At 58.3% G+C, this 12,499-nt stretch carries 8 protein-coding genes; 1 reads left to right on the top strand and 7 read right to left on the bottom strand.

The features are described from left to right. Window positions 1–12 precede the first annotated feature (12 nt). From galE to mscL, 3 genes are all read right to left on the bottom strand, one after another. A complete protein-coding gene (galE, locus tag QE453_RS11530) occupies window positions 13–1,044 on the bottom strand; it encodes a UDP-glucose 4-epimerase GalE (RefSeq protein ID WP_006697664.1) in 1,032 nt (343 codons plus the stop codon). 334 nt (window positions 1,045–1,378) lie between these two features. Then, window positions 1,379–2,545, bottom strand: coding sequence for a pyridoxal phosphate-dependent aminotransferase (locus tag QE453_RS11525; RefSeq protein ID WP_006697663.1), 1,167 nt, complete (start codon window positions 2,543–2,545; stop codon window positions 1,379–1,381). 148 nt (window positions 2,546–2,693) lie between these two features. Continuing rightward, complete coding sequence (gene mscL / locus QE453_RS11520; RefSeq protein ID WP_004439896.1) at window positions 2,694–3,122, bottom strand: large conductance mechanosensitive channel protein MscL; 429 nt, start codon at window positions 3,120–3,122, stop codon at window positions 2,694–2,696. 217 nt (window positions 3,123–3,339) lie between these two features. Between mscL and QE453_RS11515 the strand changes: the two genes are divergently transcribed. Next, entirely contained in the window at window positions 3,340–6,849 is a 3,510-nt protein-coding gene (locus QE453_RS11515; protein WP_244405500.1) for a hybrid sensor histidine kinase/response regulator, read from the top strand. A gap of 54 nt (window positions 6,850–6,903) precedes the next feature. On the opposite strand, the gene QE453_RS11510 is transcribed toward QE453_RS11515, so the two are convergent. From QE453_RS11510 to fliF, 4 genes are all read right to left on the bottom strand, one after another. Then, window positions 6,904–8,751, bottom strand: coding sequence for a methyl-accepting chemotaxis protein (locus QE453_RS11510; protein ID WP_004439890.1), 1,848 nt, complete (start codon window positions 8,749–8,751; stop codon window positions 6,904–6,906). A gap of 97 nt (window positions 8,752–8,848) precedes the next feature. After that, a complete protein-coding gene (visR, locus tag QE453_RS11505; RefSeq protein ID WP_034496317.1) occupies window positions 8,849–9,550 on the bottom strand; it encodes a transcriptional regulator VisR in 702 nt (233 codons plus the stop codon). Window positions 9,551–9,603: 53 nt separating this feature from the next. Continuing rightward, entirely contained in the window at window positions 9,604–10,335 is a 732-nt protein-coding gene (gene visN / locus QE453_RS11500; protein ID WP_004439885.1) for a transcriptional regulator VisN, read from the bottom strand. Window positions 10,336–10,707: 372 nt separating this feature from the next. Continuing rightward, on the bottom strand, window positions 10,708–12,390 hold the full coding sequence (gene fliF, locus QE453_RS11495; protein ID WP_004439882.1) for a flagellar basal-body MS-ring/collar protein FliF: 1,683 nt from the start codon (window positions 12,388–12,390) through the stop codon (window positions 10,708–10,710). Window positions 12,391–12,499 lie beyond the last annotated feature (109 nt).

The following is a 12,499-nucleotide window of genomic DNA, read 5'->3' as shown; positions in this document are numbered from 1 at the left end:
TGCGCAGCCGGTTCATCCTATCGCCGCCAGTTTACGCCGTATTGGAGGAATCATCTCGTTTTTCTGGGCCTGGCGCTTGGCCTCCCATTGCAACGCGGTGCGGACGATGGTCGAAAGATCGTTGAAGCGCGGACGCCAACCAAATTCTGACTGGATCCGTCCCGAATCCGCCACCATGGTGGCGATGTCGCCGGCCCGGCGCGGACAGTGGATGATCGGAAAATCATGTCCGGATTCCCGCTGCACGGCATGCAGGACGTCAAGCACCGAATAACCGACGCCATAACCGCAGTTGAGCGTTCTTGTGCCGCCGCCGGCGCGCAAATGGGCCATGGCCAGCATGTGCGCTTCGATGAGGTCGCTGACATGGATATAGTCGCGAACGCCGGTGCCATCGGCTGTCGGATAATCCGTCCCGTAAACCTCCACGTGATCCCGGCGCCCGGTTGCAGCTTCGCATGCCACTTTTATGAGATTAGCGACGCCTGTTGGCGAAGGTCCGGCGCGACCCTGGGGGTCGGCTCCGGCCACATTGAAGTAACGCAACGCCACGTAGTTGAAGTCATGTGCGCGCACGACATCGCGCAGCATGATTTCAGAAGCGAGTTTCGACAGACCGTAGGGATTTTCGGGGCTGAGGACCGCCGTTTCCGGCACCGGGCCTTCGAAAGGCTGGTTTCCATACACAGCGGCTGTCGAGGAGAAGATGAAATTGCGGATATCATTCCGCACCGCGGCAGCGACAAGCGCGCGGGTAGTGCCGGTGTTATTTTCGTAATATTCGAGCGGCCGGCTGATGGATTCGGGAACGCTGACGGAGCCGGCGAAATGGAAGATGGTCTCGATCTGATTTTCTTCGAAAATCTGGTCGAGCAACGCGGGATCCGCCGCATCGCCGAGATAAAAACGCGCCGCTGGCGCGACGGCCCAGCGCGATCCGGTCGAAAGCCGATCGACAACGACGACTTCTTCCCCGGCATCGAGCAAAGCCCACACCATGTGGCTTCCTATATAACCGGCCCCACCCGTGACCAGAACAGCCATGACACTACTTCCCTGTTTGCTTTTCTTGAGCTCATCAAAGCCAATAATTCTTCATCATTGATTACTTGCACAGCGAATACCCAGCCAATCCTCCGCCTCTGTGAAAAGGTGGCTTACGATTGGTTAGTGCGATGCAAGGCATTTTATTTATTGTATGAAAATGTTCTCATAGACGGAACGAGGGCGCATTAGCACAAAAAAACCCGCACGTCGATGGCTACGCCGTGGGGTTGTAATTTTCGCGCTTCGGCGTGATGCCCTAAGGCGAGCCGGACAGAGGCGTGCCGATGCTATGTAGGCGCCGCGAAAGGGCAGAGATGCCGGCGAGCGAGGCTTACCGACTAAGGATGTAAGAGGCCAGCCTGTCGGCCGCGTCTTCTATCTGCCTGGGGTTGCGCAGGAAGCAGGCGCGGAGGAACAATTCTCCCCCCGGGCCGAAGGCAGTTCCGGGCGCAAGGCCGACGCCGGTCTTATCGACGATATCAATCGCGGTTGCGCGGCTGTCCGTCACTCCATCGATCTTGAGGAAGGCATAAAGAGCGCCATCCGGTTTCAGAGTTTCGACGCGGTTCGTTGCAATCAAGGCGTCACAGAGAATATCGCGTGAGGTCAAAGCGCGCTCGTAATTCTCGCGAATGAAACCATCGCCCTTGTCGAGGGCCGCGACCGCGCCGCGCTGCATGAATTGCGCCACGCCTGACGTGGAATATTGGATAAGGTTTTCGATCACCTGGCCGATGACTGGCGGAGCGACAAGCCAGCCGACCCGCCAGCCGGTCATCGACCAGTTCTTCGAGAAGGAATTGGCGAAGACGATCTTGTCGTCCGGCTCCATCACATCGAGGAAGGACGGCGCGCGGCTGCCGGAATAATGATAAAGCGCATAAATCTCGTCGGCGACGATCCAAAGATCATGTTTGCGGGCAAGCGCCAGAACATCACGGAGATTGTCTGCCGTCGCCGTCCATCCAGTCGGGTTGGAAGGCGTATTGATGAAAAGCGCCTTCGTCTTGCGGGTAATCGCGCTTTCCAGCCTGTCGATATCGAGATCCCAGCGGCCATCACGAAAATCGATGCCGACCGGAACCGCCTTCGCCCCTGCCACACCGATGGCGGCAACGATATTCGGCCATGTGGGTGAAAGATACACCATCTCGTCGCCCGGTGACGTCAATGCCTGAACGGCAAGCACAATCGCCTGCATACCTGAACCGGTCGCATAAAAATGCTCCGGCGGCAGCGATGCCGCGAAATGGCGTTCGTAATAACGGCTCAGCGCCTGGCGCAGTTCTGGAATACCGCGCTGCCAGGTATAGAAGGTCTCGCCATTGTTCAGACCATCGATGGCGGCCTGATTGATGAAGTCGGGGCTTGGCAGATCGCCTTCGCCAACCCACAGCGGCAGGAGGTTGTCCCGCCCCCGGGCGTAATTCACGACTTCGACAATACCGCTCTCGGGAGCCGCCAGAGAGCGTGCACTCAGACTGTTCAAAATGGACATTAAAGACACTCCGTTTGGTGCCTTCTTATCGCATCGCACCCGCCATGTGCATGATAATCCGTGAGGCGGCCATGGATTTTCTTTATGGATCATCCCGGCAGGAGATCGCCGGCCGCATGGGCCGGCGGTTAAACCAGATTTATCTGGCTCAGCGCGTCTTCAGCAGATCGCGAATTTCGGTAAGCAGCCTCACGTCCTCCGGCGGCGGGGCAGCTGCCGGCTTTTCCTCGACCTTCTTGCGTTCGACGGAATCGCGAAGCTTATTGACGCCCTTCACCATCAAGAAAATGATCCAGGCGAGGATGAGGAAGTTGATGAGAACGGTCAGAAAGTTACCGTAAGCGAAAACGGCGCCCTGCTCGCGGGCTGCGGCGAGCGAGGTGGCATTGACGTTAGAGCTCAGTGGCAGGAAGTAGTTCGAGAAGTCGAACCCGCCGAAGATTGCGCCGACGATAGGCATGATAAGATCGTTGACGACGGAGTCGACGATCTTGCTGAAAGCGGCACCGATAATAACACCCACGGCAAGGTCCATGACATTGCCGCGGGCAATGAAGGTTTTAAATTCGTTAAGCATTCAGATTGTCCCTCTCGTGCTTTGCGAGCTGAAGCTATGTGACTGTCCCTACACCTTCAACCATACAGATTCCCTTACACTTTTGGAATTCGTCAAGATTGCATTTATCGGGTTTTTTGCGCGCTGATCTTGAACTTTATGATCAGACCGCGCTCATTCTCAATGGCGCGGATTTCGCCTATGCTTGATATCAGGAAACTCTTGCATGGGAGGATGCGTGCTTCCTGGGTGGATCATATTCGGTTCGGCTTTCGCCTATATCCTGCTGCTGTTTGCTGTTGCGAGCTACGGGGACAGGAAGAGCCGTAAGAGAAACGCGCCGAAAAAGGGGCGTCCGTTCGTCTATGCGCTCAGCCTTGCGATCTATTGCACCTCCTGGACCTATTTCGGTGGTGTTGGGCTTGCAGCCGACAAGGGACTGGAATTTCTTGGCATCTATACCGGGCCTATCCTTGCCTTCACCCTTGGCATGCCAATCATCCGACGCATCGTTGAGCTTGCCAAAACGGAAAAACTGACCTCGGTTGCAGACTTCATTGCCGCCCGTTATGGCAAGAATTCCACCGTGGCGATGATTGTCGCCATCATCGCGCTCGTCGGCGCCATTCCCTATATCGCGCTGCAGCTGAAAGCGGTTTCCAGCTCGGTGGCGACGATGGTCGACCCCGGTGATTACGGCATCGGCAGCGGCAACCTCTATTTCCTCGATCTGCCGCTTGTTGTCACCATTGTCATGGCGGGCTTCGCCGTCATGTTCGGCACCCGCCACACGGATGCAACCGAACATCAGGACGGGCTCATACTGGCGATCTCGATGGAATCGCTGGTCAAGCTCGTCGCCATGTGCACCGTCGGCTTCTATGTGCTCTTCGTGCTCTTCGATGGTCCCGTGCATCTATGGCAGCTCGCCTCCGCCAATGAACAGGCGATGCAGGCCATCTCCTATCACACGCCCGTCAGCCGCTGGATCGTCATGACCCTGCTTTCCGGCTTCGCCATCATCCTGCTGCCGCGTCAGTTCCATGTCACAGTCGTGGAAAACCGGACGCCAGAAGAGTTGCGCATGGCGGGGTTCCTGCTACCGCTCTATCTCATCGCCATCAACATCTTCGTACTGCCGATCGCTCTTGCCGGCATTCTGACGCTCGGCGCCAATGGCGACGCCGATCTCTACGTGCTGCAATTACCGCTCAACCATCAGATGCCGGTCGTGTCCCTGATCACCTTCATCGGCGGTTTTTCGGCCGCGACCGCGATGGTGATCGTCGCGTCGGTCGCGCTGTCGATCATGATTTCCAATGACATTGTCATGCCGATCTTCCTGCGACAGAAGCTGTTGAATCGCTCACCGCACCGGGACAACTTCGCCAAGACCCTGCTCAACATCCGCAGAACGGCGATCTTTGCCGTTATGCTGCTGGGTTATGGTTATTATCGCGCCGCCGACAGCGCCACGGGTCTCGCCTCCATCGGCCTGCTGGCCTTCGCTGCAATTGCCCAGATGGCCCCTGCCCTTTTCGGCGGCCTCTTCTGGCGGCGGGCCAATGCGCGCGGCGCAATCGCGGGGTTGAGTTCCGGCTTCTTCGTCTGGGCCTATCTGCTTTTCCTGCCGAGCTTCGGCGGGCCTGACAATTCCGAGGTTGCGGCGAATATTCTCGGTTTCCTGTTTTCCGGCAGCACCGTGTTCAACGGGCCTGAAGCCGATCCATTCGTGAATGCAGTCATTCTCAGTCTTCTCGTCAACAGCATGGCGTTTGTACTCGGCTCGCTTTCGCGCAATCCAAGACCGGTAGAACGCATTCAGTCCGGCATCTTCGTCAAGCGTCATTCAAAATCGCAATTCGCCACCCGCGGCTGGAAAACCCGTGTCAGCGTCGGCGATCTGAAAAGCGCGATCGCCCGCTATCTCGGCGAGGAGCGCATGCTCCGTTCATTGGCCACCTATGAAAAAACGGCCGGCAGAAAGCTGAATGACGACCAGCCGGCGGACATGGCGCTGATTCACTTCTCCGAACAGTTACTCGGCAGCGCCATCGGCTCTTCCTCCGCCCGCCTCGTGCTCTCGATCATTCTGCAGAAGGCGGAAGACACCAGCGCAGACACGGCGTGGCTGCTCGACCAGGCAAGCGAAGCGCTGCAGTATAATCAGGACATGTTGCAGACGGCGCTGGCGCAGATGGACCAGGGTATCGCCGTTTTCGATAGCTCCCAGCAGCTGACGATCTGGAACCGGCGCTTTCGCACTCTTCTGGACCTGCCCGAGCAGTTCGGCCAGGTGGGCGTACCACTAACCGATATCGTCTCCATGCTGCAGGAACGAGGCGACATGCCGGCCGGTGATACGGAACAGTTGATCACCAGCTTTCTGACCATGGACCTGCCATTCCCTCTGGTGCTGGCGGGCGGCGAACGCATCATCGAGGTGCGCTCCAACACGATGCCGGACAAGGGCATTGTCGCAACCTTCACCGACATTACCCAGAGGGTGGCAAGCGATCAGGCGCTGAAACAGGCGAATGAAACGCTGGAACAGCGTGTGGTGGAGCGGACCGCCGAACTGACCCGCGTCAACCGCGCGCTGGCTGAGGCGAGAGCGGCAGCCGACGAGGCGAACATCGGCAAGACGCGGTTTTTCGCCGCCGCCGGCCACGATATTCTCCAGCCACTGAATGCCGCCCGTCTCTATTCATCCTCGCTGGTCGAACGGCTCGGAGAATCGGGAGAAAGCGAACTCGTGCAGAATATCGACTCGGCGCTGGAATCGGTCGAGACCATCCTTGGCGCGGTGCTCGATATTTCCCGTCTGGACACCGGCTCGATGAAGGCGCGCATGACATCCGTTCCGCTGAACGACTTGCTGAAGCGGATCGAGACCGATTTTGCGCCGATGGCGCAGGAGAAGAACCTCAACCTCGTGGTCATGCCGACTTCGCTGACGGTACGGTCTGATCCCAACCTCCTGCGGCGTCTGATACAGAACCTGGTTTCCAACGCCATCAAATACACGTTGAAGGGCAAAGTGGTTGTCGGCGCGCGCCGCCGGGGCGGCGAAGTGGTCATTCAGGTGACGGACTCCGGCATCGGCATACCCGCCTCCAAGTTCCGCACGGTCTTCAAGGAATTCGCCCGGCTGGACGAAGGTGCAAAAACGGCCTCGGGGCTCGGCCTTGGTCTTTCCATCGTCGACCGGTTGTCGCGCATGCTGCACCATCCGGTTCAATTGATTTCCACGCCGGGCAAGGGCACGACCTTCCGTATTCACCTCACGCGTGAGGAAGATCGTGTCGCACCCGCGAAGTCGGGCGGCCCCATCGCCAATCCTGCTGCCAGCGATCGCCTCCAGGGCGTGCGGGTGCTGTGCATCGACAACGAGCCGAAAATCCTTGAGGGCATGACGCTGTTGCTGACGGGATGGGGCTGCGACGTTTTACCAGCGGGATCCGTGGCGGCGCTGGAAGAACCGTTTCTTTCTCTGACCGCAGCACCCGACGTCATCGTCGCTGATTATCATCTTGATGATGGCGATGGCATCAGCGCCATCCGCCTCATCAGGACATTTTATGGCAAAACGATCCCGGCTCTGCTGGTAACGGCGGATCGCAGCCCGGAAGTGCGCAGCGATGCCGAAAAATACGGAATTGCCGTCCAGCACAAACCGGTGAAACCGGCGGCGCTGCGCGCCTATATCAACCAGATATCCAGTACCGTGCGGGCAGCGGCCGAGTAAAAACTCCCGGACCTTGCGATCCGGGAGCGGTATCTATCTTCAAAAACCGGCGTATCAGGCCGCTTGATTGTACCGGTCTCGGCCTGTCGCCGAGCCCTGCTCCATCTGGAACCGCTGCACGAGTTCGAGAAGCGCCTTGACTTCACCGGACAGTATCATGCTGGCCGCGCTTGACTGTTCGGCAAGCGCCGCGTTCTGCTGGGTCATCTGGTCCATCTGGTTGACGGAACTGTTGACGTTGTGAAGTGCGGAAGACTGATCCTGCGTTGCCGTCGCAATGGTTTCGACATGCTGGCTGACGGTAACGATCTGCTGGCTGATGGCGGAAAGAACCGTGCCCGCCTCCTGCACCAGCTTCGACCCGGAACTGACCTCATGCGTCGATTGATTGATGAGCTGCTTGATCTCGCGGGCTGCGTCGGCGGAGCGCTGGGCAAGCTCGCGCACTTCCTGCGCCACGACGGCGAAGCCCTTGCCGGCCTCACCAGCACGTGCGGCCTCGATACCGGCATTGAGCGCCAGAAGATTGGTCTGGAAAGCAATGTCGTCGATGACCTCGATGATCTGTTCGATCTTGCGCGAGGCATCTTCGATGCGGCCCATGGCGTCGACGGCATTGCTGACGACCGAACCGGAGCTGTCGGCGCTCTGCTTGGTAATGCGAACGGCCTCATTGGCCTCGCGCGCCCTTTCAGCCGATGACTTGACGGTAGCGGTGATTTCCTCGACAGCGGCAGCGGTTTCCTCCAGCGAGGCGGCCTGGTTTTCGGTCCGCTTCGACAGATCGACCGAAGATTGCTCGATTTCGATACCGCTGTGCTGAATGACGAGCGTGCGCTCCCGGATCTGACCCAGCGCATCCCGCAGGTTGAGCAGGGAACTGTTGAAGTCCGTGCGCAGCCGGTCGAGGCGACCTGAGAAGGGCGTATCAATCGTACGGCTGAGATCGCCACGCGATAGCCTGCCGAGACCGGACGCAATCTCGTCGACCGCGAATTCGATCTGGCCGTCCAGCTCCCGTTTCTCGGCGTCATTGCGGTAACGTTCGGACTCGGCCGCAGCACGTTCCTCGGCGCTCTTGCCCTCAATCGCCAGTTTCTCAAGTGCATTTTCTCGGAAAATCACCAAAGCGCGGGCAATGTTGCCAAACTCATTGGTGTTGGTGGCATAGGGGATCGGTGTATCGAGATTGCCGTCCGAAAGGGACTTCACTGCATCGGTCAGCTTGCCCAGGGGCTGAAGCGTACGCTTGATGACGAAATAGGCGAGCAAGCCGACGCCAAGCATGGCGAGCCCGCCACAGATCAGCATCATGTCGCGCAGGCTGTATATCTGCGCATCGTAGACATCCATGGGAACACCCACGAACAGAATGCCGACGGTTGCGCCGGTCTTGTTCGTAACGGGCATATAACCCGTCATGTAGCTGGTGCCGAACAGCGTCGCGGTGCCAAAATAGGATTCACCCTTGGAGACTTTTTCGAAAGCGGGATGATCGGTCGCAAGCTTGGTTCCTGCTGCTCTCTCGCCCTTTTCGTTCTTCAGATTGGTGGTCATGCGAATGAATTCGCCGCCTCTGGCTTCAAAAACAGTGGAGATGCCACCGTTTCCGGCTGCGGTGCGGTCGACGAGATCATTATCGCGCATCGTTCCGATGCTGGCGCGGCCCACGCTCTTGAGGTCGCCATCCACCAATTCGAGGGCAACACCGCCAACTTTCAGTTCGTAAAGGATCGCCATGCTGCGCATTGCGCTGTGCGTATCACGCAGCGCGGTGGTGATGATATTGTCCTTCAAGCGAATGTAAGTCGAAAAACCAACCGCCGCCACGCTGAGCGCGATCAGACCGATCGTCAAAGCTACGACCTTGCCAGCAACGGACTTAAAGAGCCGGTTGTGCATGAAACAGTTCCCCAAAGCCAAACTTATAAAAGTTCTAATGGGCAACTGTTAAAAAAACGCGAAGTGCCGGCGAAGGGGGCGGTAGACCCGCCCGCCGTTAATGGATGTAGCCGAGCCGGATGGCTTTCGCGATCGCCTGGATACGGTTGACGGAATCAAGCTTGATCGTCGCCGAACCGAGATAGGCGTTGACGGTGTGGACCGACAGCCCGAGCTTGACCGCGATTTCTTCGCTGATACGGCCATCGCCCGCCAGTTGCAGGCAGGCGATTTCCCTCTCGCTCAACGCTTCCGAGGGCGCCGCCTTGCGCTCGTCCAGCGCCAGCATATCGACCATGATCTCGCAGCACTTGATGTGCTGTTCGATCACCACTTCATTGTCGAGAACGAGATTGGTGCCGCAGAAGACGATATAGCCGTTACCGATGGTGCCGAGGCGCACCGGTAGCGCCAGACCCGCATAGGGCAAAGTATCGTTCTCGATCCGGCGCAGAAGCGCAGGCACGTCGGGGAGATCGGCAAAACCGCCGGCATTCTTGTTGCGCCAGATGACCGGCAGAAGCGACGTCTCGATGTGATCGAGAAGAATATCGCCGACAGCGCGAATGAACTGCGTGCTCTGCTCCGCGGCATTCATGCCCCAGTTTTCCAGCTCGCAGGTCAGCTTCTTCTTGTTAGGGAAACCGGAAGCGGCCGCCTTCGTCACCACGAAATTGCGCGCGCCGACCAGCTTCTGCATGGCGACAAGCTTCGGAAACAGATCCGACCGGCTCGTCACGACAGGGCTGCGGTAAAACATGCCCGTTTGACCAGTACCCTCATTGTCTTTCGTCTGTACCATCCGTCCGACCATTATACGAGGTTGTTGCGCACGGCGTAGGCAATTGCCTCCGAGCGGGTTTTTGTCGCAGTTTTACGCATCACGCTTGTGATGTAATTATTGATCGTATTGCGTGAAATGCCAAGGATCATCGCAATTTCGTCACTCGTCTTGCCTTCCGCGATCCAGAAAAGGCACTCCAGCTCGCGCTCGGTAAGGTCGATATCGCGCACGGCTTTTGCCTCGCTGGCAATGCCGAAACTGACGCAATAGCCCGTCAGAAGCGCGATTTCACGCAGGCGTTCCGGCGACGGAACCGCTTCCTCGGGGAACAGCAGCAGGAGAGAAAGGCGAATGCGCCCCACGCAGAAAGAGAGCGCAGAATACTGCCGGTCTATGCCATAGGGAACCGAAACGTCCTCTGGAAGCAAGAGCAGCCGCGGCTGCAGAAGCGAAAGGCATTTTTCCATTTCGCTCGAACGGTTCTGGCTATTGGCAAGCTCGACGCCCAACCGGCGCACCAGATCGAAAGGCCAATCGGATGTAACGATGAATTTAAGCCCGGTTTCTTCGAGAAGGTCATCCCGCGCCAGCAGGTAATGCGAGGCGCCAGCGTAAGTCACGAGCAAATCAAGCGCGCCTGCAACGTTACCGGCAGCAGCCGTGGCTGCGACGTTCTTGGCAAGCTGATCACGCGGCAGGGGCTTACCCATGCCCTCCATAGGCTTGGCAGACAGCCTGCGGATATCAACATCGACTTTCAATCGCCTACGCCCTCTTGCTCCCAGTGGGAGATTATACCTCGGGATGGAATCATTCCATTCGAGAAGCTTACCAAAATGGGACGGCAAGCCCCCGGAGACCGAATCATTTCATTTTATGGAACGGACTGGGATTTGCCATTACCTGACACCAGCCTTTCCACGTATTTCACCGTTCGTCTATTGCTAAAAAAACATACTGAAAAGCTGTTCAATCCATAAACGGCATTCTCAGCCAATTCCCAGCAAACTGTATCGTTGCTGAATTTTTTGTAAACACTGTCCTAAAACGAGATTGCCACGATGCGTCCGCCAAGGATAGCGAAAAGCCCAAAAACGGAAAAAAGGCCGGGTAAAACTCCGGCCTTTTCGATATTACGCTGCTTTTTCCACTGCCCATTTGCGCAGAATCTTGGCGGCTCTTTCCTCGCTGATTTCCACCATGCGGGAAAGCCTGCGTTCGGGTCCTTCGCGTACCCGGCGGTTGAAGGTGCCTTCGCCATCGCCGCCCGCCAGAAGATCGTCGGTGCTGTCGAAGCCGAAATCCGCCCCGAACCCTTCCATGAGGCCGCCCGCGCCCGCATCCATGCCGGGAGAGAAGTCCGGCAGTTCGAGACCGGCGGCTTCCTGGCTGAGTTGGCCTGCGGCCGCGCCGTTGCCGGTAACCGTGCGGACCAGCGGGCGTACACCGAGCCAGACGACAAGGAAGGCGACCGCGACAAAGGCGAGGGAATTGATGATGCCGGCGGAATTGCGGCTCAGCACTTCCATGACACCCGGTCCGCTGGCGGCCTCGTCAAGCAATTGGGTTTCGAGGAAATCCATTGCAGTCAGGGTGACCATGTCGCCACGGTCGGACGAAATGCCGGCGGCGGAGGTGACGATCTTCTGCATTTCGGCGAGGTAGGCGTCGATCTTGGCCTGATCGGCGGGTTCACCGACCATCTTTGCGATACGCCCCTTGTTGACGACCACCGCGACGGAAATCTTTTCGACCGTATAGCCGTTCTTCACCGTGGCGACCGTCTTGGAGTTGATCTCGTAGTTGGTCTGTTCTTCTTTCTTCGCCGATTCGTCCGACGATTGCGGCGTGCTGCCGCCGCCCTGAGGTGCGGCCTGCGGAACATTCTGCTCCACGGTCGCGGCCGTGTCGGGCTGCGTTTCCTGCGACTTCTGGTCTTCTTTCACGGTCCGCACCGACCGTTCGACACGCGATTCCGGATCGTAGACGGTTTCCTGAATCTGGCGGCTGTCGGTATTGAGCTGCGCCGTCACGCTCGAGCGGAAATTGTCCATGCCGAGGAAGGGCGCCAGCGCCTTGTCGATATTGGTCTCGATTTCCTGCTGAACGTTCTGCGCCAGCGTCAGCGAACGGTTCATGGCGGCATTGGTGACGTCGTCACCGGACGCCAGAAGCTGACCCGTGGAATCGAGCAGGGTCACATCGTCGACTTCAAGGCCGGGAACGGCCGAGGCAACGAGGTGACGAATGGAAGCGGAAGCCTTGCGGCCGGCGGAGGCGCTCGCACGGATCATGACAGATGCGGTGGGCTTCTGTTCGCCGCGGCGGAAATTGCCGACGTCAGGCATGACGATATGCACGCGTGCGGCTGCGATGCCATCGATCTGCTGGATGGAGCGGCCGATCTCACCCTCAAGGGCGCGAACGCGCGTCACTTCCTGCATGAAGGAGGTCAGGCCGAGAGAACCGACATTGTCGAAAAGTTCATAACCGGCATTGGCGCTGTCGGGCAGGCCACGTTCAGCCAGAAGCAGCCGCGCCTTGCTGGTAAGCCCGACCGGGACCTGAAGGCTGGAACCATCGGTCCCCACCTGAAAGTCGAGACCCGACTCGGCGAGCGCAATGCTGATCTTGTTGAGGTCGCTCTTTTCAAGCCCCACATAAAGGGTCTCGTAAGCGGGACGGTTCACATAAAGCGCTGCAGCGAGGATAATGGCCATGGACACAACGCCCACGCCGCCCAACATCAGCAGCCGCGTCTGCCCCAGCGCCGCGACATTCTTCAAGACCTGAGGGATTTGATTTAACAGATTCATTCTGTTCCGCACCGTCATTCATAGAGTCCGAGACCTTTTGGCCCCGTGATGACAATAGGGTGCGAAGCTTGCGCGAGCGTTGCCTTTCTCCGCATTCTGCGAAGAGGCA

Origin of the sequence: Agrobacterium sp. SORGH_AS_0440, from assembly GCF_031453135.1 — a bacterium.
GTDB lineage: Bacteria > Pseudomonadota > Alphaproteobacteria > Rhizobiales > Rhizobiaceae > Agrobacterium > Agrobacterium pusense.
Note: the sequence above shows the minus strand (reverse complement) of the source record. Positions and strands in the feature narration are given on the sequence as shown.

What these genes read in the sequence shown, in the direction of transcription:
- galE (WP_006697664.1), bottom strand. Translation starts at nt 1,044, where the DNA reads ATGGCTGTTCTGGTCACGGGTGGGGCCGGTTATATAGGAAGCCACATG.
- QE453_RS11525 (WP_006697663.1), bottom strand. Translation starts at nt 2,545, where the DNA reads ATGTCCATTTTGAACAGTCTGAGTGCACGCTCTCTGGCGGCTCCCGAG.
- mscL (WP_004439896.1), bottom strand. Translation starts at nt 3,122, where the DNA reads ATGCTTAACGAATTTAAAACCTTCATTGCCCGCGGCAATGTCATGGAC.
- QE453_RS11510 (WP_004439890.1), bottom strand. Translation starts at nt 8,751, where the DNA reads ATGCACAACCGGCTCTTTAAGTCCGTTGCTGGCAAGGTCGTAGCTTTG.
- visR (WP_034496317.1), bottom strand. Translation starts at nt 9,550, where the DNA reads ATGTTTTACCGCAGCCCTGTCGTGACGAGCCGGTCGGATCTGTTTCCG.
- fliF (WP_004439882.1), bottom strand. Translation starts at nt 12,390, where the DNA reads ATGAATCTGTTAAATCAAATCCCTCAGGTCTTGAAGAATGTCGCGGCG.